21 protein-coding genes are annotated in these 21,956 nt (G+C 74.0%); 8 read left to right on the top strand and 13 right to left on the bottom strand.

Going from position 1 to position 21,956, the window contains the following annotated elements; genetic code table 11:
- Positions 1-68 precede the first annotated feature (68 nt).
- Together ACIBCA_RS10465 and ACIBCA_RS10460 are read right to left on the bottom strand one after the other, a co-directional pair.
- Entirely contained in the window at positions 69-1,349 is a 1,281-nt protein-coding gene (locus ACIBCA_RS10465) for a GNAT family N-acetyltransferase (protein WP_396282481.1), read from the bottom strand.
- Between the two features lie 41 nt (positions 1,350-1,390).
- A complete protein-coding gene (locus tag ACIBCA_RS10460) occupies positions 1,391-1,906 on the bottom strand; it encodes a GNAT family N-acetyltransferase (protein WP_396282480.1) in 516 nt (171 codons plus the stop codon).
- Between the two features lie 93 nt (positions 1,907-1,999).
- Here ACIBCA_RS10460 and ACIBCA_RS10455 point away from each other — a divergent pair, with 93 nt between their 5' ends.
- A complete protein-coding gene (locus ACIBCA_RS10455; protein ID WP_396282479.1) occupies positions 2,000-2,395 on the top strand; it encodes a type II toxin-antitoxin system VapC family toxin in 396 nt (131 codons plus the stop codon).
- Between the two features lie 6 nt (positions 2,396-2,401).
- On the opposite strand, the gene ACIBCA_RS10450 is transcribed toward ACIBCA_RS10455, so the two are convergent.
- The 6 genes from ACIBCA_RS10450 to ACIBCA_RS10425 form a co-directional block, all read right to left on the bottom strand.
- A complete protein-coding gene (locus ACIBCA_RS10450) occupies positions 2,402-3,664 on the bottom strand; it encodes a C40 family peptidase (protein ID WP_396282478.1) in 1,263 nt (420 codons plus the stop codon).
- A 184-nt stretch (positions 3,665-3,848) separates the two neighbouring features.
- Positions 3,849-4,970 (bottom strand): hypothetical protein, encoded by a 1,122-nt coding sequence (locus ACIBCA_RS10445; RefSeq protein WP_396282477.1) that lies wholly within the window; start codon positions 4,968-4,970, stop codon positions 3,849-3,851.
- Positions 4,971-5,126: 156 nt separating this feature from the next.
- On the bottom strand, positions 5,127-7,052 hold the full coding sequence (locus ACIBCA_RS10440) for a threonine/serine exporter family protein (RefSeq protein WP_396282476.1): 1,926 nt from the start codon (positions 7,050-7,052) through the stop codon (positions 5,127-5,129).
- Positions 7,053-7,173: 121 nt separating this feature from the next.
- Complete coding sequence (locus tag ACIBCA_RS10435; RefSeq protein ID WP_396282475.1) at positions 7,174-7,827, bottom strand: DedA family protein; 654 nt, start codon at positions 7,825-7,827, stop codon at positions 7,174-7,176.
- Positions 7,828-7,999: 172 nt separating this feature from the next.
- Entirely contained in the window at positions 8,000-10,360 is a 2,361-nt protein-coding gene (locus ACIBCA_RS10430; RefSeq protein ID WP_396282474.1) for a hypothetical protein, read from the bottom strand.
- A gap of 85 nt (positions 10,361-10,445) precedes the next feature.
- A complete protein-coding gene (locus ACIBCA_RS10425) occupies positions 10,446-12,392 on the bottom strand; it encodes an ATP-binding protein (protein WP_396282473.1) in 1,947 nt (648 codons plus the stop codon).
- A gap of 271 nt (positions 12,393-12,663) precedes the next feature.
- Between ACIBCA_RS10425 and ACIBCA_RS10420 the strand changes: the two genes are divergently transcribed.
- Entirely contained in the window at positions 12,664-12,978 is a 315-nt protein-coding gene (locus ACIBCA_RS10420; protein ID WP_396282472.1) for a hypothetical protein, read from the top strand.
- 100 nt (positions 12,979-13,078) lie between these two features.
- Here the strand turns inward: ACIBCA_RS10420 and ACIBCA_RS10415 are convergent, their stop codons facing one another.
- Positions 13,079-14,224, bottom strand: a complete 1,146-nt coding sequence (locus ACIBCA_RS10415) for a TetR/AcrR family transcriptional regulator (RefSeq protein ID WP_396282471.1) — start codon at positions 14,222-14,224, stop codon at positions 13,079-13,081.
- A gap of 214 nt (positions 14,225-14,438) precedes the next feature.
- On the opposite strand from ACIBCA_RS10415, the gene ACIBCA_RS10410 reads away from it, so the two are divergent.
- Positions 14,439-15,596, top strand: coding sequence for an acyl-CoA dehydrogenase family protein (locus ACIBCA_RS10410; RefSeq protein WP_396282470.1), 1,158 nt, complete (start codon positions 14,439-14,441; stop codon positions 15,594-15,596).
- Between the two features lie 129 nt (positions 15,597-15,725).
- Here ACIBCA_RS10410 and ACIBCA_RS10405 read toward each other — a convergent pair whose 3' ends face one another.
- Positions 15,726-15,992 (bottom strand): hypothetical protein, encoded by a 267-nt coding sequence (locus ACIBCA_RS10405; RefSeq protein ID WP_396282469.1) that lies wholly within the window; start codon positions 15,990-15,992, stop codon positions 15,726-15,728.
- Between the two features lie 177 nt (positions 15,993-16,169).
- Here ACIBCA_RS10405 and ACIBCA_RS10400 point away from each other — a divergent pair, with 177 nt between their 5' ends.
- Entirely contained in the window at positions 16,170-16,487 is a 318-nt protein-coding gene (locus ACIBCA_RS10400) for a cupin (RefSeq protein ID WP_396282468.1), read from the top strand.
- Positions 16,488-16,494: 7 nt separating this feature from the next.
- On the opposite strand, the gene ACIBCA_RS10395 is transcribed toward ACIBCA_RS10400, so the two are convergent.
- Complete coding sequence (locus ACIBCA_RS10395) at positions 16,495-17,097, bottom strand: TetR/AcrR family transcriptional regulator (RefSeq protein WP_396282467.1); 603 nt, start codon at positions 17,095-17,097, stop codon at positions 16,495-16,497.
- 110 nt (positions 17,098-17,207) lie between these two features.
- Between ACIBCA_RS10395 and ACIBCA_RS10390 the strand changes: the two genes are divergently transcribed.
- Positions 17,208-18,767, top strand: a complete 1,560-nt coding sequence (locus ACIBCA_RS10390) for an MFS transporter (protein WP_396282466.1) — start codon at positions 17,208-17,210, stop codon at positions 18,765-18,767.
- A 79-nt stretch (positions 18,768-18,846) separates the two neighbouring features.
- Here ACIBCA_RS10390 and ACIBCA_RS10385 read toward each other — a convergent pair whose 3' ends face one another.
- Both ACIBCA_RS10385 and ACIBCA_RS10380 read right to left on the bottom strand, forming a co-directional pair.
- A complete protein-coding gene (locus ACIBCA_RS10385; protein ID WP_396282465.1) occupies positions 18,847-19,125 on the bottom strand; it encodes a type II toxin-antitoxin system RelE/ParE family toxin in 279 nt (92 codons plus the stop codon).
- A 5-nt stretch (positions 19,126-19,130) separates the two neighbouring features.
- A complete protein-coding gene (locus ACIBCA_RS10380) occupies positions 19,131-19,412 on the bottom strand; it encodes a type II toxin-antitoxin system Phd/YefM family antitoxin (RefSeq protein WP_396282464.1) in 282 nt (93 codons plus the stop codon).
- Between the two features lie 219 nt (positions 19,413-19,631).
- On the opposite strand from ACIBCA_RS10380, the gene tatA reads away from it, so the two are divergent.
- The 3 genes from tatA to ACIBCA_RS10365 all read left to right on the top strand — a co-directional run bounded on the left by tatA (position 19,632) and on the right by ACIBCA_RS10365 (position 21,943).
- On the top strand, positions 19,632-19,916 hold the full coding sequence (tatA, locus tag ACIBCA_RS10375) for a Sec-independent protein translocase subunit TatA (RefSeq protein ID WP_396282463.1): 285 nt from the start codon (positions 19,632-19,634) through the stop codon (positions 19,914-19,916).
- Between the two features lie 141 nt (positions 19,917-20,057).
- The gene (locus ACIBCA_RS10370) at positions 20,058-21,365 is read left to right on the top strand and encodes a hypothetical protein (protein ID WP_396282462.1); all 1,308 of its coding nucleotides are present in this window, start codon (positions 20,058-20,060) and stop codon (positions 21,363-21,365) included.
- Between the two features lie 62 nt (positions 21,366-21,427).
- Positions 21,428-21,943 (top strand): potassium channel family protein, encoded by a 516-nt coding sequence (locus ACIBCA_RS10365; RefSeq protein ID WP_396282461.1) that lies wholly within the window; start codon positions 21,428-21,430, stop codon positions 21,941-21,943.
- Positions 21,944-21,956: the final 13 nt, after the last annotated feature.

Genomic DNA, 21,956 nt, shown 5'->3' with positions numbered 1-21,956 from the left:
AGGCCGACTTGGGCAGCCCGAAGGCCGGACCGCCCGTACGGCAGTCCGGCCCCGGGAGGCGCGCGGGCTCAGAAGACGTCCGGGGTCCACGCCGCCAGCGGGGCACGCAGCAGCAGGTCGGCGGCGGCCGCCGCGCCGGGGCGCAGCTCCTTCACCAGACCGGCCGCGGCCAGGCGCGACAGCGTCTCCGATCCAAGGTGGATGGAGCCCAACTCGCTGACACCCAGGGCGAGATCGGCCTCGTCGACCGTCCGGGTGCAGCGGCCGAGGCCGCCCTCCGCCACCTCGATCGCCCAGCGGCCGGCGGCGTAGCCGAGTTCGTCCTCGACCTCCAGCACGATCCGGCCGGGCGCCCCGTACGTCCGGGCGCTGAACGCCTTCTCGACGTCGAGCACCCGCACCCAGGTGAAGTCGCAGTTGTCCTCGTGCGGGGTGGCGCCGCGCGGGTCCTTGAGCAGCAGGGGCAGCGGGTCGTCCGGGCCGAGGTTGTCCACGACGACCTTGCGGACCCAGTCGACGGAGAGGACCAGGCGCCACAGCGCGACGGCCGTGGGCAGGTCGAGGGCGAGGAAGCCGGCCAGGGTGAGGGTGCAGTCGGGGTAGCTGCCGTCCCAGTTGTCGTCGACCCGGTAGGCCGCCAGGCCCGTGACCACGCCCTCGCCGTCACGGTGGACGGCGGCGAAGGGCTCCTTCCAGTCGCGGTCGGGGTACCTGACCACCCCGGTGGCGTGCTTCCACCACGACTCGCTGCGGGTGATCGCACCAGGCTGGCCCACCCGCCAGCGGTCGTACAACTCCGGGCCGATCTCGCGCAGTTCGTCCATCGACACGAAGTCGATCCGGCCGCCGGGGACGGTCGGCAGCCCGTCGCGCAGGCCGCCTGCCCGGTTGAGGTCGATGTTCCAGCCGTGGCCGCGGGTGGCGGGCCCGAACCCGTAGCGGCCGTAGATGCCGTACTCGGCGGCGACCAGGATCGCGACCTCGTTGCCGCGCTCGGCGGCCGCGGCCAGGTCGCGGCGCATCATCGTGCCGAGCAGGCCCCGGCGGCGGTGGGTGGACAGGACCGACACGTTGGTGATCGCGTCGGCCGTGACGGTGGAACCGCCGGGCACCGTCAGCTCCACGTCGAAGCTGCGGAAGGTGGCGACCATCCGGTCGCCGTCGAAGCCTGCCGTCCAGCGGCCGGGCTTGAAGTCCGCGCGGCGGATGTCGGCCTGGCCGCCGGCGTGGGGACGGAGGAAGCCCTGGACCAGTGCGTGGCACCAGGCTTCCACCTCGCCTTCGGCGATCGTCCGCACCTGGAGCCCGTTCACGGTGTCGACGATCGTGCCGTCGATGCTCTTGCCCATGAGGTCACCGTAGGCGCGGGCCCCGGGGCACGGCATCCGATTTATCCGGGCTGCTGCGTACGCGATCCGGTGTGCTCGCCCGGGACGACCACCCACTGGTTGGTGCGCAGCAGCCGGTCCGCGAAGGTCAGCTCGCGCTCGCCGCGCAGCTGGAAGCCCGTCGCCCGGCAGATCCCGTTGGACGGGCCGTTGGTCACGCCGGGGTTGGCCTCCACCTCACCCCAGCGGCCGTCCTCGGCGGCCTCGTCCAGCAGCTGCCGCACGGCCGCCTTGGCCAGGCCCTTGCCCTGGAACTCGGGGAGCACGGCCCAGCCGATCTCGGAGACGGTGACGCCGTCCTCCTCCATGGACCAGAGCGCCACGCCGCCGGCCGTCTCGCCCTCGTCGGTGACGATCATCCGCGCCCAGATGTACTCGCCCCCCTCGACGTCCTTGGCGTGCCTGGCCACCACCTGCTCGCGGGGCAGCGGGCCGCCCAGCTCGGCCATCATCCCGGCGTCGCACCGCATCCGCACGTAGGCCTCGACGTCCCCCGCCTCGACAGCACGCAGTCGCATTCCGTCCTCCTCGTTCGGCAACCGAAGAGGTGCACGCTAACCGATGCCTCTGACAACGTGGGGGACGAAGAGCACCGAGGAGGCCGGACGACCGTGCCGAAGTACGTGATCACCCCGGAGGTCGCCCTCCGGCTCGTCCGGGAGGGGAGCCCGCTCCCGGACGGGCATCAGCTGCTGGCGCCGACCCTGCTGCGCTCGCAGGTGCTCGCGCTGCTCTACGCGGCCGTCCGGCGGGGCGAGCTGACGGCGAAGGAGGCCGAGCGCGCGCTCGACGGGGTGCGGGGGCTGCGCATCCGGCTGCTCGGCGACCGGGTCCTGCAGTCCACGGCCTGGCGCATCGCCGAACAGCTCGACCTCCCCGACACCCTGACCGCCGAGTACCTGGCCCTCACCCGGCTGCAGGCCGACGCGCTGGTCACCCTCGACCCGGCGCTGGCGGCGGCCGCCCGGGGCGTGGTGCCGGTGGTCGGCTTCGAGGAGCTCGCGTGACGCGCCTTACGGTCGGGCGTAGAAGTCCGGGGTGCCCATGATCCAGAGGCTGGCCTGCTTGATGGGCATGCCCGCGCGGGGGGCCTCGATCATCTGGTCGTCGCCGATGTAGAGGCCCACGTGGTGGATGTCGGCGGCGCGGCCGGTGTCCGTCCAGAAGACCAGGTCGCCGGGCCTCAGCTGACGGTAGGTGACCGGGGTGCTCTGGGCGTACTGGTCGGCGGCGAAGTGGTTGAGCTGCCGGCCGCCGACGCGCCAGGCCATCATCGTCAGGCCGGAGCAGTCGTAGCCGGCCGGGCCCTCGCCGCCCCAGATGTAGGGCAGTCCGATCTTGGACCGGGCGAAGGCGACGGCCGCGGCCGCGCCCTCGGCGGACCAGGGGCGGGCGGCGGCGGGCGGGGCCGCGGAAGCCTTGGCGGCCTCCGCCGCCTCGGCCTCGCGGGCCGCCTGTTCGGCGGCCGCCCGTGCCGCGGCCTCCGCCTCCCGGGCGGCGATCGCCTCCAGGGCCTCGCGGCGGCGGCGTTCCAGGTCGACGGTGGTGTTGCGGGCGGCGGCGAGTTCGGCGAGGAGCCGCTCGCGGCGCCGGCCCGAGGCGGCGACCTCGCTCTGCTGGGCGGAGAGCCGCTGCTCCGCCCTGGCCTTGGCGGAGCCGACCTCGGCGGCGGCCCGTTCGGAGGCCTCGGTGGCGGTGTGCGCGGCGGCGGAGGCGCGGGACGCCTCGGCGGCGGTGGAGGTGGCGTTGTCGAGGATCTCCCGGGTGCGCCGGCTGGCGATGCCGACCACGGTGGCCCGGTCCCCGGCCTCGCGGGGGCCGCGGGCGGCGAGCAGGGCGTTGAGGGCGGAGAGTTCGGCGCCGGCGCCCTGGCGGTAGGTCTCGGCGGCGAGCTGGGCGGCGTCCTCGACGGCGGCGGCGCGGGCGGCTTCGGCGGTGGTGGCGCGCCCGGTGGCGGCGCTCTCCTCGGCGCGGGCGCGGGTGAGGGCGAGCTGGGCGCCGTTGTACGCCTCGACGGCCTGTTCGGCGCTGCGGACGGCCCGGTCGAGTTCGGCCTTGGACTCGGTGAGCGCCGCCTCCAGCGCGGTGACCGAGGACGCCTTGCCCTCGGCCTCGGCACGGGCGCGGTCGATCTCCTCGGTGGTCGGGTAGGGGCCCTCGCCCTGGGCCTGCCCGGCCGCCGGCTCCGGATCGGCCGGGGCCGCCTGGGCGACGGGCAGCAGCCCGAGCAGGGCGGTGAGGGTCAACAGGAGGGTCGGCAGGAGCCTGCGCGCCACGCGGCTTCCCTTCTGACGGGTCACGAATCATCGCATCACGTGACAGATCGGTCACACGACGCTCATGTTCTCAACCCGGACGCGTTTCACACCTCGAACGCGCGCCGCCGGGCGGGTGACCATCGGATGATCCGACCAGGCTCGATCGGGGCCCGCCCCCGGCCAGGCGCACATGGTGGACGAACTACCGCCGCATCCGGCGGGTCCGCGTCCGCAGGTGGAGGTGTCGCTCTTGGTGTCGCTCCGGGTGTCGCTCCGGGCGGCGCTCCAGGCCCGTCGGGCGGACGGCGTAGGTGCGGCTGCGCCCGGCCCGGACCGTACGGCGGGACTGCTGTGCCCGGCCGGTACGGGCCGGGGCGCCGCCGGAGGCGCCGTACCCGGGGCCCTCGGCCGGGCCCGGGTGGGTGCCGGACGCCCCGGAGGCGGCCGCCGAGGCGGCGGCGGAGCGGCGGTCGGCGAGGCGGGCCTGACGGCGGGCCAGGGCCCGGGCGGCGTGGGCGTCGAGGTGGGCGGTGGCCCGGGCGGCCATCCGCTCGGCGACCCGGTGGGCGGCCGGGTGGTTGGCGGAGACCTTGTCGGGGGCGCCGGCGATCAGGTCGAAGAGCCAGGTGCGGGCCCGGTCCGCACGCCGGTGCAGCAGGCGCTCGCGCCGGAGCGCACGCGCCCGGCGCCGGGGGCGGTCGGCGTAGCGCCAGCGGGCCCACGGGCTGCTCGGGCGGGCCAGCCGGACGGCGCCGATCCAGGAGAGGCCGGGGACCATGATGCCCAGCAGGCCCGTCCACACCTTGCCCTTGAGCAGGGTGATCACCGAGGCCAGCGAGTTCACCGAGATCACCGTGATCAGGCCCCACCTGGTCTCCTCGCCCGGCACCACGCCGAGCGGGACGTAGCCGACCAGCAGCAGGGCGGTGAACAGGATGCCGAAGATCACCGCGTCCACGGACTTGCGGCCCTGCTCGCTCCAGTACACGTCGTCCAGGTGCAGGATCAGCGCGAACTCGTCCAGCACCAGGCCGCAGCCGATGCCGAAGACCAGGCCGAACACGTCGATCCACGGGTGCCCGCCGTAGGTGGCGAACACGCCGATGCCGCCGGCCAGCAGGAAGCCCAGGCCGAAGACCATGTGGTGGATGTGCAGCCCACCGGGCGTCACGTTGCCCGGCCACCAGCGCACCTGGGCGCGGATCATCCGGACGCTGAAGCGGATGAAGACGAAGGAGACGATGAAGCCGACCAGCAGCAGGAACAGCGGCTGTTTGTGCGTGGCGACGATGTGCTCGCGGTAGCCGTCCAGCAGTGTGGTCATGCGTCTTACCTTCGTTCCTGGTCCTGCGTCCTGCCTGCGGCGACATGGCCCGCAACCCAACTCGGGTCCAACACCGCTCGCGCCCCTCGGCGGCCCGCCCCCGATTCCGGGGGGCGGCCGGGGGCATCCGGAGGTCGTCCGGGGGTCGCGCGGGGCTCAGAAGCCCCGGGTGCGCTTGGCCGCCCGGCGCGGCATCAGCGCCTGGAGCGACGGACGCTCCACGCCGACGGGCAGTTTCATGAACAGCCGGGCGATCTCCCCGCCGAGGTTCACTCCGATCGCCAGCGCCATCGCGATGGCCGCCGCCCGGGAGATCGAGACCAGGCCGGCGCTGGAGTGGCCCTGGGCGAAGGCCAGCATCCCGAGGTAGAGGGCCGAACCCGGCATCAGCGGGCCGATCGCCGCCGTCACGTAGGGCAGCGCCGAGTCGTTGCGGTAGCGGGCCATCAGCTGGCCGAAGAGGCCGACCAGCCCGGCGGCCACCCCGGTGGCCACGATCGGGGACACGCCCGCGTTGTACGCCAGCACGCCGTACGAGGCCCAGCCGATGCCGCTGTTCAGGGTGACCAGGGCGAGCGTGCGGCGGTCGGTCTGCAGCAGCGTCGCGAAGGCGAGGGTCAGCGCCATCGCCGCCACCATCTGCACCGGCGGGTAGCTGATGCCGACCAGGCTCTCGTCCGGCCGCAGTCTCGCCTCGAAGCCGACGCCGAGGTAGAGGATCAGCATCACGCCGATCACGATGCCCGCGACGAGGTAGATGACCTCCAGCAGACGGGCCGCCGCGGTGATGTAGAAGCCCGTCAGACCGTCCTGGACGGCGGCGACCAGCGCCCGCCCGGGCAACAGGGCGAACAGGCCACCGGTGATCACCACCGAGCCGCGCAGGCCCCAGTCGTTGAAGGAGAGCACGATGCCGGAGGCGGCGGCCGGCATCGCGGCCGCGACGAACTGGTAGAACTCCGGCAGCCGCCGGTGGGCCAGCCCCGAGGCCAGCCGGTCGCCGAGCACGGCCGCGACGAAGGCGCTGGCGAAGACCAGCCACGCCTTGTCGTCGAGCCGGCCGCCGACGAGGAAGGTGGCCGCGCCGGCCAGCAGACCGGTGGTGATCGCGAGCACCCAGGCCGGGTACGGGTGCCGGTTGCGGCGGATCTCGGCGAGGCGGCGGTAGGCGTCGTTGACGGACACCCGCTCCGCGGTGATGTCGGCGACCAGCTCGTACACCGCGTTGAGGCGGGTGTAGTCGGAGGTGCGGCGGCGCACCACGCGGTCGGCGGTGATCGGCGGTTCGACCAGCGAGGGCTGGTGCGAGATGCCGATCAGGGTGAACGTCACCTGCGGCTCGCAGCGGTCCAGCCGGTAGGCGTGGGCGATGCCGAGCATCGCGGCCTCGACGTCCTCGGCGGCCTCGCCGCTGGCCAGCAGCAGCTCGCCGATGCGCAGCGTCAGGTCGAGGATGCGCGGGACGTTGCGGGTGGTGGCCGCCGCGGGGTGCAGCTCACGGGCCGTCCGCTCGAAGGACGGGCGCTCGGACATCGGGGTGCGCAGCAGGGTGCGCATCCGGTCCGGCCAGGGGGCCTCGCCGGGGGCGCCGCTGGTCAGCGCGGGGATGGGGATGCCGGTGGGCGGGGTGTAGCCGGCGGCGCGCCACTCCTCGGGGGTGAGGGTGTCCTCGGCGACGGAGCGGCGGGGGGCCGGGCGGGCGCCGACGGGCGTGGTGAGCTCGGGGTGGGGGCCGGGCTGCTGCGCTTCGGGCCTCGCGCCGGGCTCGGACTTCGGCGCTCCGGACTTCGGCGCTCCGGGCTGCCGCGCTCCGGGTTGCGGCTGCGGCTCGGGCTGGGGCTCGGGCTGCGGCTCGGGCGCCGCTTCGGGCTCCGGGGCCAGGAGGCCCTTGGTCTCGGGGGCGGGCGGGAGCAGCGGGACGACGGTGACGGGATCGGCGGCCGGGGCGGGATGGCCGAGCAGGCCCTCGGTGGGCGGCGCCTCGGCGGGGTGCAGCGGCTTCGGCGGCGCCTGCCGCGTCTGACGGGCCGCCCGGCCTCCCCTCGCGCGCTTGCCCGAACCCGGTCGGCCCCGCTTAGGCACGTCCACTCCTCGCCGCCCCTGGTGGCCGCCCGGGCCACCGCTCGATCTCTGATGACACCTTGCCCGATCGAGCAGCCGGGTGCACATGTCCGGATCGTCGGGTGGCCCCGGCGGCGGGTGCCTACCCGGCGCGGTGGGCCTCGGCGGACGCCTTGCCGGAGCGTCGGGCTCGCAGCAGTTCGATCGCCACCGGGACCACCGAGACCAGCACGATGGCGATCAGGATGGCCTCGATGTTGTCCCGGACGAAGGCGATCTGCCCCAGGAAGTAGCCGAGCACGGTGACGCCGGCGCCCCAGAGCACGCCGCCGACCAGGTTGAAGACCACGAAGAGGCGGTAGTTCATCCTGCTCACCCCGGCGACGATCGGGGTGAAGGTGCGCACGATGGGCACGAAGCGGGCCAGCACGATCGCCTTGGGGCCGTGGCGGTCGAAGAAGGCGGCGGCCTTCTCCACGTTCTCCTGCTTGAAGAGGCGGGAGTCCTCACGGCGGAACAGGCTCGGGCCGACCTTGCGGCCGAACAGGTAGCCGACCTGGTCACCGGCCACGGCGGCGGCCACGATCAGGGCGCAGACCAGCCAGAGCGGCTGGGGCAGAGCGGTGCCGCCGGCCACCAGCAGGCCCGTGGTGAAGAGCAGCGAGTCGCCCGGCAGGAAGAAGCCGATCAGCAGACCGGACTCGGCGAAGACGATGGCCAGGATGCCGATCAGCCCGAAGGTGGAGATCAGGTGGGTCGGATCGAGCCAGGACGGGCCGAGGGCGAGGCTGGTCACGTGGGGCACTCCTGCGGTCGGGTCTTGGCAATGAAATGGTAAAGCATCTACCAAGACTCGGCTGGGGAGCGGAAGGTTCCCGTGCGCACGGGCGGGGCACGGGCAGCGCACGGGCTGGGCGCGACGAAGCCCCGGCGGGCGGCCGGGGCTTCGCGTCACGTGCCGGGGTTGTTCAGAGGCCGTAGCGCTCGACGATGTCCTCGTGCCGGGCGAGGTCCGTACCGGCCGCCCTGGCGAGGTCGAGCCAGGCGAGCGGGTGCGGCCAGTCGCCGGTGAGCCGGTGCAGCAGCGCGTCGGCCTCGGCGGCGGAGACGGTGGGCGGGACGCCGACCGCCGCGTAGACGCCGGGCAGGGTGGCGTCCTCGTCGGCCGGGTCGGTGATCCGGTACTGGTCGCCGCTGTAGACCCAGACCGCGTGGCCGGCGGCGTTCAGCTCCTCGCGCAGGGCCGACCAGGTCTCGTCGCCGGGCCAGCCGCCGTCGATCCAGTAGGTGGTGTAGCCGGCCGGGTCGAGCAGCGTGAGCAGCTCGAAGACCGGGCGCCAGCGCTCCTTCTCCTCCTCGGGGGCGTCCTCGGCCGGCGGCCGCTCCAGCAGGGCCGGGGCGAAGACCACCGTGTCGCCGTGGTTGAGCGCCAGGTCCTCGCCGAGCACCGGCAGCACGCGGGCCGTGGCCGGGCCGGTGCGCAGCGCGGGCAGGTCGGTGCGGGCGCCGTTCGTCCGGGTGGCCCGCAGGGTGATCAGCTGCCACTCCTCCTCGACGGGGCCCTCCGGTTCGTCGAACTCGATGCCTATCAGCGCGCCGGTGGAGCGGACGACCTGCCAGTCCCGGTTGGCGGTGGCCGCGGTGATCAGCTGCCAGAGGTCCGGCTCCTGGACGACGCGGTGCTCCTCGCCCTCCGGGGCGCCCTCGGCGGGCAGGGCGTGCTCCAGCAGCTCCAGGTAGAGCCGCTGGGTGGTGGCGTGGTCGCCCAGCCGGGTGGCGGCCGAGGCGGCCAGCCGGCGGGTGTTGATCCGCTCCGGCGCCAGGGCGAGGGCGGCCTCGCACTGCTCCAGCACCTCGGCCCAGCGGCTCTCGGCGGCGGCCCAGCGGGCGCGCGTCCAGTGCGCGTCGGGTGCGTTCCCGGCCTGCGCCAGCCGGTCGGCGAGGCGGCGCACGCCCTCGCCGTCCCCCGCCTCGATCAGGGTGCCGCCGAGCGCGAGGGCGAGGCGCTGATTGCCCGGGTCGGCGTCCAGCTGCCGCCAGAGCCGGTCGGCGGCGGCCCGGGCGTGCCCGAGCGAGGACAGCACGCCCGACAGCGCCCAGGCCAGTTCGGAGGCACCGTCCCGCTCGCCCTGGTACTGGTCCAGGGCGACGGAGAGCAGGTCGGCGCCGGTCTCGTAGGACGCCCCGGCCTCGGCCAGGTGCGCCAGCAGTTCGGCGGGCGGGACGGGCAGCTCGGGCTGCGGCAGCGCCTCGGCGGCGGCGCGCAGCGCGGCGACCTGCTCGGCCACGCCGGCGGTGCTCTGCAGCCGGCCGAGCTTGCGCTCCCCCGTCTCCGCGAGCGTCAGCGCGACCGTACGGGCGCCGCGGGCGAGGGCGAGCCGGCCGGCCGCCAGCAGCAGGTCGACGCAGGGGCGGTGCGAGCCGGTGCCGTCCAGGTACCCGACCCAGCGGGCCAGGGCGGTGCCCAGCTCGAGGTCGTTGTCCCAGGCGTCGGCCGCGACCAGCACCTCGATCGTCTGCGTCCACGTCTGCCGCAGGTCGACGTGGCGGTCGGCCGCCTCCAGGGAGGGCAGCAGGGCGAGGGACTCCTCGGTGCGGCCCAGGGAGGCGAGGGCGCGGGCGCGCAGCAGGGAGCCCCAGCGCACGTCGCTCTCGTCCAGTTCGCGGCCCCGGGCGCGCTCGGCCCGCTCGGCGGTGTCGAGCACCTCCAGCACCTCCCCGTACCGGCCGAGCAGCTGGAGCGCGCCGGCCCGGCGGTGGTGGAAGTGCAGGGAGAGCCGCTCGCCGGCGGCCTGGATGCGGGCGGCGGCCGTGTCCAGGTGGGCGAGGGCCTCGGCCGGGCGGCCGCCGTCCTCGAGCGCGTCGGAGTACTCGCGGGAGAGGCAGTCGAAGCAGGCCCGGCCGGGCTCGATCCGGGCGAGCGTCTCGTCCAGCACCTCCAGCCGCTGCTCCACGAAGCCGGGGCCGTCGACCCGGGCGTAGCAGATGGCCAGGTCCTGCACCACGCAGACCGCCTGCGGGCAGCCGGCCGTCTCCTCCCGGTGGGCGAACTCCAGCAGGTCGACCGCCTCGGGCAGGGCCTGCTCGCCCTGGTGGCGGCGGTTCAGCAGGTTCTGCATCCGCCAGTGCCGCAGGTAGACCTCTACCCAGGGCAGGCCCAGCGCGCGGGAGGCGGCCAGGGCTTCGGGGAAGACGGCGTCCAGCTGGTCGTCACGGCCCTCGTTGGCGTGGCCGGGCAGCTCGTAGATGGCCTCGGCCAGTCGGTGGTGGCCGGCCTCGGAGAGCTGTCGGTGTGCGTCGTGGACCCAGGCCCAGATGTCGGTGGTCATGTCGTCTCCCCCTGCGCGGTGCTGATGGATGGTCTACCAGGGACCACTGACAATCCGTCCGTGTCCGGACGGCGCCGACCTGCCGTCACAGCCCCTCCGGCAGGTTGTCCGGGACCTCCGGCAGGCCCGGCGGGACGGCGGCGGTCAGCGCCGAGACCGCGGTGCCGACACCGGCGAGCGCGGCGCCCAGGTCCCCCTCGGACGGGCCGGAGGAGGCGGCGGCCATGATCACCTTGAGCGAGCGCAGCAGCCCGGCGGCGGTGGCGCTGCCGGTGTGCCCGGTGCGGTAGGCGGCGAGCAGGTCGCGCACCGCCGGGCAGTCCAGGTTGAGGTAGAGCCGGGCCCTGACCTCGCCGTCGGTGCGGGCGGTGAAGGCCCGCGCCAGCCGCAGGGCGGCGGAGGGGATGCGGGCGTCGGCCTGGTCGTCCTCAATCCGAGCCTTGAGCTCGGCCTCGCGGTCGGGCACCAGCACCAGCGGCAGGCCCGGCGGGTCGAACCGGGCCGCGACGAGCTGCTCGCCCCGGTCGGTGAGGGCGGCGGACAGCCAGGCCGACTCCTCGGCGGCCAGCGGGCGTTCGGGGTCGCGGAAGAGCTCGCGGTTGCCGTCCTCGCTGCCCAGCTCGACCAGCCGGCAGCCGCGCAGCTGCGCGTAACGGCGCAGGAACGGCAGGACGGCGTAGCGGTCGCCCCGGGCGATCGGCACCCGCATCGCGCGGTAGAGCATCTCCTCGAAGCCGCCGCCGCTGCCGAGCGCCACGTGCACCGCTCCCCCGCCGGCCGCGCGCAGCGCGCCCGCCGTCAGGTCGCCCTGCGAGGTGGGCACGGGGACGTCGTCGGCGAGCAGGGTGAAGAGCCGGTCGTCGCAGAGCGCGGCGCCGAGCAGGTCCTGCCCGTGGCGGGTGAGGATGCGGCGCCAGGCGGCGGGGCGCAGCCGGGCGGTCTCGTACAGGCCGTCCACGACGGCGTCGGCGAGGACGCGCTGGAGCGCTCGGTAGTGGTCGTCGCGCTGGAGGTCCTCGCGGCTGGCGGTCGGGGTGAGGCGGTTGGACTCGACCACGCCGCCGATGAACCCGGCCCAGCTGGGCAGCAGGTCGCGGGCGTCGTCGGCGAGCAGCATGCCGCGCAGGTAGACGGCGAGGTCCCGGTTGTCGCTGCTGCCGAAGGTGGCGCCGTCCTGGACCCAGAGCAGGCCGACCGCGTCGGTGCCGCCCTCGACCGGGGCGACGGGGAAGGCGGCGAGCGGCTCGAAGCGGCGGCCGAAGGAGGTGGCGAAGCGCATCCTCGCCTCGTACGGGTCCCCGTCGGAGGGGCGACGCGAAGCGTCTCCGTCGAGGGTGGGGGTGGGTGACGGGCGGGACCCCTGGCGCCACGGGACCTGAACGCCGTTCACCGGCTGGACGTCGTCTCCGACGTGCACGGGGATCGGGAGCAGCACGCAGTAGCGTCCGAGCACCTCGCGCAGTGCCTGTTCGTCGGCGAGGTGGCCGTGTTCGGCCTTGAGGGACAGCTCGACGACGGTGCCGGGCTGCGGCCTCGCGGGCACCGGCTCGACCTGGTACTGCTCGCCGCCGCGGCTGCGGTAGCGGTGGCCGTGGTGCGGCTCGCGGTGCGAGGTGGTGGTGACGGTGACCTCGTCGGCCACGGAGAAGGCGGACAGGAAGCCGAGGCCGAAGGCGCCGATCAGGTCCTGGTTCCCGGTCAGCTCGCGCAGCATGCGGGTGTAGCCGGTGCCGACGGTGGCGAGGTAGGCGTGGATCTCGGGCTCGGTGAGGCCCGCGCCGGTGTCCTCGACGGAGACCGTCCGCCGGGCGCCGTCCGCGCGCACCCGGATCAGGGGGCGGTGGCCGCCGTCCGGGTCCTCCAGGAAGCGGCGGGTGTGCGAGTCGTGGGCGTTCTGGACGAGTTCGCGCAGGGCGACCAGCGGGGTGGAGTAGAGGTGGCTGGCGAGGACGGTCACCAGGCCGCCGAGGTCGACCTCGGTCGTGCGCAGATCGTCGGTGGGCATGGGCTCGGACGGGGCACCATCAGACATGAGTCCCCAGTGTGCCAGTGCGACAATCCGGCGACCATTTCTTTACGGAGGACCGCTCCGCGCCCGCTCCCCCGCCAGCTCTTCCCGATTTCCGACGGATCGTGGTCAATCCGGAATTGACCACTCCCCCACCATCGGGGGAATTGCCACCCGTTCGGTGGAGTTCGTCCGCAGCCCTGGTGAATGCTGGGTGTGCGACGTCAAGCCCCGGCGATTCGGAGCGGCCACTCCGCAAGTCGCCATCCTCGCACCACAGTTCAGGGAGACCATCGTGTCCCGTATCCGCGCAGCCGCCGCCGTCACCGCCCTCGGGGCCTTCCTCCTGGTCGGCGTCGGCGCCGCCACCGCGCACGCCGACAACGGCGCCGGCGCCATCGACCACTCCAACAGCAGCGTCGTGAGCAACGTCGGCTCCGGCAACGTGCTGGGCACCGTCAACGGCAACCTGGTCAACACCCAGCAGACGGCCACCGGTTCGGGCGCCAGCAACCAGAACAACGGCCTGGCCGTCGCCGGGAACTCCGGCAACGTCGGCGCCCTGCAGGGCAACGGCAACTTCGACGCGCGGGTGTACTACCCGCACTAGGCAACGCCCCACGCCTCCCGGGGCGTTGTCCTGCCAAGGGGCCGGGCGTCCACTCCCACGCCGGTGGGGGCGGGCGCCCGGCCTTTCGGGTTCTTACCGGTCAGGCCACGCCGAGGACGGCGCGGCCCAGGCGCAGCAGGCAGTCGCCGAGGTCGGGGCGGTCGCTGTGCGGGCGGTTGCGGACGCCGTCGTTGACCAGGGCGAACAGCGCGTGCACCCGGATGCGGGCGGCTGCGGCGTCCTGCTCGGGGCGGACGCCGCGCAGCAACTCGACCCAGGTGCGCAGGAAGTCGCGGCGGAAGTCCACGGCCGCGCGGCGGTCCGCGGGGGCGAGCCGTTCCGTCTCGCTGAGCATCGCGCCCAGGTAGTCGCCGTTGCGCAGCGCGAAGCCGACGTAGCCGTGCAGCCCGGCCGCCAGCGCCCGGTCGGGGCCCTCCGCGGCCGCGATCGCGCCGTCTACCTCGTGCCAGAGCCGTTCGCGGCTGCGCACCAGGGAGGCGGCCAGCAGGTGCGCCTTGCTGTCGAAGTGCCGGTACACACTGGGGCCGGATATGCCGACGGCGGCGCCGAGCCGGTCGGTGCTGACGTTGTCGAAGCCGTGCCGGTGGAAGAGCCGGACGGCGGCCGCGAGCAGTTCCTCGCGGCGGGCCCGGGGGCGGGGCTCGGGCGGCTCGGGCAGCGCGTCCGGGGCCGTCCCGTCCAGCCGTACCGCGAGGACGGCCGCGACCAGTTCGCGCAGCAGGGCCTCGGCCCGGCGGGGCTGCGGCGCGGCCGACTGGTAGGAGAGGCCCGCGCAGGCGGAGAGCGCCGACCAGCAGAGCAACTGGGCGTCGGGCTCGTCGAGTTCGGGCCGCTCGGCGCGCAGGACGGCGGTCATCAGCGCGACGTCCGCCCGCAGTTCGCGGCGCAGCGCCGCCCGCCGGGCCGAGGGCAGCAGCCGCGCGTCACGCTGCACCAGGGTGCCGAGCGGGCGGTGGGCGACCGCGACGGCGGCCAGCGCGGCGCCGACCTCGGCGGTGGTACGGGCTCCGCGCAGCCCGTCCGCGAGGGCGTCCAGGCCCAACCGGAGGGTGCGGTCCAGGAGTTCGGGCTTTCCGCGGAAGTGCCGGTAGAGGGCGGGCGCGGTGATGCCGACCCCGGCGGCGACCTCGGTCATGGAGACCTGGTGGTACCCGCTGCGGTGGAAGCGGTCGGCGGCCACGGCGAGGATCTGGGCGCGCCGCCCGGGCGGGCGTCGGACCACCATGACGAGCCCCTCTCTCCGCACGGCCGCACACGTCGCGGACGGAAGGCTAGCAAGGATTCACCCAGCGTGGCCGTCCACCCGTGATCAAAGGGTTCCGAACGGCGCTCCGACCCTGGACAGCCGAAGCTACCCCGGATTAACTTGTGAGGCCATCACCTGGCCCGTTCCGCCCCGGCCGGCCCCCGCCGCCGGCCCAGCCGAAGGGAGCGCCGCCGTGCGCCGCACCGTGTTCACCGAGGACCACGAAGCCTTCCGGGAGACCATCCGGGACTTCATCGCGCACGAGGTCGTCCCCGTCTACGAGAGCTGGGAGGCGGACGGCCATCCGCCGCGCGACTTCTACCGGCAGCTCGGCGAGCTCGGCGTCTACGGCATCGAGGTGCCGGAGGAGTACGGCGGCGCGGGCGAGAGCGGGTTCAAGTACCAGGCGGTGATCGCCGAGGAGACCGCCCGGGCGGGCGTGAGCTTCGGCTCCTCCGGCGTGCACACGGGCCTGGTGCTGCCGTACCTGCTGGAGTACGCGAACGAGGAGCAGAAGCGGCGCTGGCTGCCCGGGTTCGTCTCCGGCGACATCATGACCGCCATCGCCATGACCGAGCCCGGCGCGGGCTCCGACCTGGCGGGCATCACCACCAGCGCGAAGCTCTCCGAGGACGGCACCCACTACGTCCTCAACGGCGCCAAGACCTTCATCACCGGCGGCGTGCTGGCCGACCTCGTCCTGGTGGTCTGCCGCACCTCGCCGTACGACCCGGAGAACCGGCGCGCCGGGCTGTCCATCCTGTGCGTGGACACCACCTCCCCCGGCTACACCGTCGGCCGCAAGCTGCAGAAGATCGGCCTGCGGACCTCCGACACGGCCGAGTTGGCGTTCAGCGACGTCAAGGTGCCGGTGGAGGACCTGCTCGGCGAGGAGGGCAAGGCGTTCGCGTACCTGACCCACAACCTGGTGCAGGAGCGGCTGGCGATCGCGGTGGGCGCGTACGCGGCGGCCGCGGCGGCGGTGCGGTTCGCGGTGCAGTACGTCAAGGACCGCAAGGTGTTCGGCAAGGCGGTGGCGGAGTTCCAGAACACCAAGTTCACCCTGGCGGACTGCGAGGCGCAGGTCGTGGCGCAGCAGTCCATGGTCGACCGCTCCCTGGAGCTGTACCAGCAGGGCGAGTTGACGGTGGCGGACGCGGCGGCGGTGAAGCTGTTCTGCACCGAGTCGGCTTCGACCGTGATCGACAAGTGCCTTCAGCTGCACGGCGGTTACGGGTACATCCTGGAGTACCCGATCGCCCGGCTCTACACGGACAACCGGGTGTTCCGCATCTACGGCGGGACCAGCGAGGTGATGCGCGGCATCATCGCGAAGTCGATGGGTCTGTGAGGCCCTTCGGCCCCTGAACCGCGGCGGGCCGCACCCCCATGGCGGCCCGCCGCACCCGTCGCACCCGCCCGTCCGGCCTCCGTGACTCAGTGGCTCAGTGGCTCAGTGGCCCCTGCGGCCTCAGCGGCCTCAGTTGGGTGAGCCGTGCTCCGCGCGCCAGGCTTCCCAGCCGGCGGTGGAGGCCACCCGCGCCTCGTGCAGCGCCCGTTGGGCATAGGTGGTGGGCCGGTTCTCCAGGCCGCGCATCCAGTCGCGGCCGGCCGTCACCACGGCCGCGCAGAGCATCACCGCCCCGGCCGCGCCGAGCAGCGAGCCGATGCCGGTGAGCACCGCGCCGCCGGCCAGCAGCCCACGGTTGACCCGGATGCCCGGGAGGACTCTCTCGTTGGTCGCCATGCCTCCACGATGCGGGCAGTCGGCGGGGGCTGCACCTTGAGCACCGGTCCGAGCACCAGCCCAGGCACCCGTCCGGGCGCCGGTCCGGGCACCGGTCCGGGCGCCGCTTCGGGGTGCGGGCCACGGGCCGGTCCGCGACTCTGAGCAGACGGGAAGCGCGTGAACGGAGGCGGTGCGATGCCGGATCTCGAGCGGCTCGCCGTGGAGCACGCCGCCCGGGCGGCCGAGAGCCCGCACGGGCGCAGCGCCCATCTGGTGCTGCACGACGGCGTGCTGCGGCAGACCGTGATCGCGCTGACCGCCGGGACGGCGCTGGACGAGCACACCCCGCCGTCCGCGGGCAGCGTCCAGGTGCTGCGCGGACGGGTCTCCCTCACCATCGCCGGCCGGCTGCTGGAGCTGCCGGCCGGGCATCTCGAGCCCGTGCCCCAGGAGCGGCACGGGCTGCTGGCGCACGTGGACTCGGTGGTGCTGCTGACGGCCGTGACGGCGTAGGGCCTGGCTAGGGCCTGTCTGAGGCCGCCGGCGTCCCCAGCACGCTGCCGCTGACCAGCCGCAGGCCGCGCAGGAACTCCTGGCCGCTGGGCGCCAGTTCGGGGGCGGCCAGCCACTGGGCGCAGTACCCGGCCAGCAGGATCTGGTAGAAGGCGCCGCGGGCGATCTCCTCCTCAGTGTCCGGCACCTCGGGCAGCCCCTGGAACAGCGCCGCGAGGCCCAGGCGGCCCTCCTTCTGCACCCCGGCGAGCGCGGCCGCCAGCTCGGGTGAGTGCCCGGCCTGCGCGAGCGCCTCGAACTGGGCCGCCCAGAGCCCCCGGTGTTCGACGAAGACGCCCTTGAGCCCCTCCCAGGCGGCGGCGAAGCGCTCCTCCGGATCGTCGGAGGTCCGGTTGGCGGCCACGACCACCGCGCCCATGTGCGCACCCAGCTCGCCGATCGCCTCGATCATCGCGGCGTTGAGCAGGGCCTCCTTGGAGCCGAAGTGGTAGCCGATCGCGGCCAGGCTCACGTCGGAGGCCTGCGCGATGTCGCGGGCCGTGGTGCGGCCGTAGCCCTTCTCGTACAGGCAGCGCTTGGCGCCGGCCATCAGGTCTTCGCGGTTTCCCATGCCCCCGATCCTACGGAAGGACTGGACGGATGTCTTGCACGGATGTCTTGCACGAGCGATTTACACATTCGTACTAGACAAGCGTCTGACACGCCCGTACCGTCTTCCTCATGACCGCAACCACCGGCCGCGCAGGCCGTCGCGAATGGATCGGCCTGGCCGTCCTCCTGCTCCCGACCCTCGTCCTCTCCATGGACATGGGCGTGCTGTTCTTCGCCGTCCCGTACATCTCCACCACGCTCGCGCCCAGCGGCACCCAGCAGCTGTGGATCATGGACATGTACTCGTTCCTGCTGGCCGGACTGCTCATCACCATGGGCGCCCTCGGCGACCGCATCGGCCGCCGCCGGCTGCTGATGATCGGCGCGGCCGGCTTCATCGGAGCCTCACTGCTCGCCGCCTGGTCGCAGGACGCGGGGCAGCTCATCGCCGCCCGGGCGCTGCTCGGCGCCGCCGGGGCCACCGTGATGCCCTCGACGCTGGCGCTGATCCGCAACATGTTCCACGACCCCAAGCAGCGTCAGGGTGCCCTCGGCGCCTGGGGCGCCGTCCTCACCTCCGGCGCGACCCTCGGGCCCGTCGCCGGGGGCCTGCTGCTCGACCACTTCTGGTGGGGCGCGGTGTTCCTGATCGCCGTCCCGGTGATGGCCCTGGTGCTGCTGACCGCCCCCGGCCTGCTCCCCGAGTACCGGGCCCCCGCCCGCGGCGGCCGCTTCGACCTGGCCGGCGCCGCGCTCTCGATGGCCGCGATCCTGCCGATCGTCTACGGGATCAAGACCCTCGCCGTGGACGGCTGGAGCCTGCTGCCCGCCCTCGCCCTGCCCGTCGGACTCGCCCTCGCCCTCGCCTTCTACCGGCGCCAGCGCACCGCAGCCTCGCCGCTGATCGACCTCGGGCTGTTCCGCATCCGCACCTTCAGCGGGGCGATCAGCGTCAACAGCCTCGCGATGTTCGCGATGATGGGCTTCGCCCTCTTCACCTCGCAGTACCTGCAGCTGGTCAAGGGCATGAGCCCGTTCACCGCCTCGCTGTGGTCGCTGGTGCCCAGCGTGGGCGTCGGCGCGGCGATCGGCCTCACCTCGGCGCTGGCCGGCAAGGTACGGCCGGCGGTCCTGATGGCCGGCGGGTTCGTGGTCGGCGCGGCGGGCTTCGCGATGATGACCCTGGTCGGCGCCCACTCACCGCTGGCGCTCATCCTCACGGCGGCGGGCGTGCTGGCCGCCGGCACGGTCGGGACGATGACGATGACCGCCGAGATGGTCGTCTCCGCGGCCCCCGCGGAGCAGGCCGGCGCCGCCTCCGCCACCTCCGAGACGGCCGTCGAGCTCGGCAGCTCCCTCGGCATCGCCCTCCTCGGCGCGGCCGGCGCGGCGGTCTACCGGCACCAGCTGGACGGGGCGCTGCCGGCGGGCGTGGACTCCTCCGCGACCGACACCCTCGGCGGGGCGGTCCACGTCGCCGCCCACCTGCCGGGGCAGGTCGGGGCGCAGCTGCTGGAGACGGCCCGGGGCGCGTTCACCGACGGGCTGCACATGGCGGCCGTGGTCGGCCTCGTCTTCGCCCTCGGCGCCGCCCTGCTGGCCCACCGGCTGCTCGGGCACCTGCCGGTGCCGGCGGCTCCGGAGAAGACGGAGAACGAGAAGACGGAGAACGAGCCCGTCGCCGCCTGACCCAGCACGGCACGACCGATCCCCGCGAGTCATCGAGAGCCCCCGCCCACCCGGGCGGGGGCTCTCCGCCGTCTCTGGGCTAGAAGCGTCGGTAGACCTCGCGCCTGTGGCCGACCGACACGACCCAGACGATCAGCTCCCCGTCCTCGATCGTGTAGACGACCCGGTGGTCCCCTACCCGGAGCCTCCAGTGCGAGGGGTAGCCCTGGAGCGCCTTGACGTCGAAGGCCGAGATGTCCCCTCCGTCCAACGCCCGCTGCAACTCGGTGAGTCGACGGAGAATGCGGGTCGCGGCGGGCAGCGGCACCTTGGTCAGGTCCCGCTGGCCACCTGGGGTGAACTGCGTGACGTACCCCATCGCGGTCAGCCGTGGTGTTCGCGGAGGATCGCGGCCATCTCCTCCAGGGAGACGGAGCCTTCCCTGCCCTCGGCCTCCGACTCCGCCGCGAGACGGCTCAGCCAGGCATCCTCGGCCGCTTCCTCCATCTCCTTGAGGTGCCGGTACTCGGCGATGTCGATCACCACCGCCTCCTCCTTGCCCCGCCTGGTGATGATCGTCGGGGTCTCGTCCCGCCGCGCCCGGTCGATCACGTCCGCGAGGTGGCTCCGGACTTCGGCCATCGATTCCACTACCGGCTCACTCATGCCACAAATGTAGCAGATGTACATCTGTTTCATTTTCGAACCGCCGTACATGGGGAAAAGGGCGGCGCGGCGGCCCCTGTGAGGTCGCCCGGGCGGCACCTGGTTTTCGGCCAGCGTTTCCCGGGCGGTGTATCCGTTCGCCGGTAAGGCCAGGCATACTGGCGAGCACGGGCGCTAGCCCTCCCGCGACTCTAGACAAGAAGGGACCGGTGGCCAGGGATGCTGCGGAACGGTCTTGAGCCCTGGCACCTCTTGGTGGTGCTGGCGGTCGTAGTGCTGCTTTTCGGTTCGAAGAAGCTGCCGGAGATGGCCCGTGGCCTCGGCAAGTCCATGCGTATCCTGAAGGCCGAGACCAAGGCCATGCGCGAGGACGAGCCCCCGGCGGACGCCGGCACCGCGCAGAGCGCCGCCACGCCGCAGCCGGCTGCCGCCCCGCAGCCGGCCGTCGCGCCGACCAACGTGACCAAGGCTTCCGAGGCTCCGCACACCGAGAAGACGGTCTGAGCGACCCCGGTTCCTCCCGTACGGCCCCCGGCACCCGCCGGGGGCCGTACGCGTTCCCGGCGCCGCTGTCCGAATGGCCGTCCGATCTGATCCGTTGTCTCCTGGTATGCACCCACAGGAGGAGCGGAACGGAGTCGCGGCATGCCGACCGACCAGCCGGGCAGCGCCGAGCCCGACGACCTGGCCGACCTGCGGGCGCGACTGAGCGCCGTCGAGGCGCACGCGGGGCGGCTCGCCCTGGCGCCCCCTCCACGGCGCCACCTCGGGCGGGCCTCGCTCGCCGCCGTCCTCCTCCTGCTGGCCTGCCTGCTGACGCCGCTGAGCGCCGTCGCGCTCTGGGCGAAGTCGGAGATCGACGACTCCGGCCGGTACCTGGCGACGGTCGAGCCGCTGGCGAAGGACCCGGTGATCAAGGCCGCCGTCGTCGACCGGGTGACCGACGAGATCATGCGGCAGATCCCCGTCGACTCGCTGGTCGACACCGTCGCCCCCGCTGACCAGCCGCTGCTGCGCAGCCTGCTGGGCCAGGTCGGGCAGACCCTCGCCAACGGGCTCTCCGGCTTCGTCCGCACCGAGGTGCAGCGGCTCGTGGACAGCGACGCCTTCGCCGCGATCTGGCGGCAGGTCAACCTGGACGCGCACGCCGCGATCGAGAAGATGCTCACCGGGCGGGGCGGCGGCGCCGTCGAGATCAGGGACGACACCGTGGTGCTCGACCTCGCGCCGGTGATCGCCCGGGCGAAGACCGACCTGGTCGACCGGGGGTTCTCCCTGGCCTCGAAGATCCCGGAGGTGCACACCTCGTACACGCTGGTGCAGTCCGACGCCATCCCCAAGGTGCGCACCGGCGTGCGGCTGCTGGACCTCGCCGGGTTCTGGGTGCCGGTGCTGGCGGTGGCCTGCGCGGTCGGCGGGGTGCTGGCGGCGGTGCGCAGGCGCCGGGCGGCGGTGACGGCGGCCCTGGGGATGGCGGCGGGGGCGCTGCTGCTGGGCGCCGGGCTGAGCCTGTTCCGGGCGCTGTACCTGGACCGGCTGCCGGCCGGGGTGGACCAGGCCGCCGCGCAGGCGGTGTACGACGCGCTGGTGCGGTACCTGCGCTCGGCCGTCCGGGTGATCGTGGCGCTCGGTGTGGTGGTCGCGCTGGGCGCCTGGATCACCGGGGGCGGGCGCTGGGCGAGGGCCGTACGGCGCGGCTGGCGCGAGACGCTGGGCGCCCTGCGGGGGCTCGGCGCCCGGGCCGGGCTGCGGCTCGGGCCGGTGGGGCCGTTCGTCCACCGCTGGAAGGTGGTGCTGAGCTGGGCGGCGGTGGCGGGCGCGGCGCTGGCCTTCGTGCTGTGGAGCTACCCGACGGTGCTGGTGACGCTCTGCCTGGCACTGGTGCTCCTCGCGGTGCTGGCCCTGCTGGAGCTGCTGGACGCGCCCGAACGCCCGGTCGGAGCATCGCCCTGAGCGGGGCACCGCCCGGCCGGCGACCGAACGCGGGACGGCCGGGCGCGGGACGGCCGGGCGGTGTGCGGGCCCGCCCGCGCACCGACCTACGGACCGCCCTGTGCCTGCTCGGCGCCTGCACGGCGCTCGCGCTCGCGTACTCCCTGCTGCCCCTGCGGGTGCTCGGCCATCACCACCCGGTGCTCAGCTGGCTGGTGCTCGGCGCGGCGCTGGCCGGGCTGAGCGGGCTGCTGCTGGTGAAGATCGCGGGGGTGCTCCAGGGGTCGGAGCCCCGGCCGGTGGCCTGGCTGACCTTCCTGATCGTCCTCGCCGTGACGATCTTCGCCGCGGCCTACTACGTGCTCGCCTCGCAGCCCGGCCAGTTCCACGGCCTGCGCACCCGGCTCGACGCGGTCTACTTCACCGCTGTCACCCTGGCCACCATCGGCTACGGCGACATCACCCCGCTCGGCCAGGGGCCCCGGCTCCTGGTGATGCTGCAGATCGGGTACAGCGTGGTGTTCATCGCCGCGGCCGCCGGAACGCTGTCGCGGACGATCCTGGCCGGCATCTCCACGCACGGCCGCCGCGGGGAGTGAGTCGTCCACAGGC

It is taken from the genome of Kitasatospora sp. NPDC051170 (assembly GCF_044455705.1).
GTDB lineage: Bacteria > Actinomycetota > Actinomycetes > Streptomycetales > Streptomycetaceae > Kitasatospora.
Note: the sequence above shows the minus strand (reverse complement) of the source record. Positions and strands in the feature narration are given on the sequence as shown.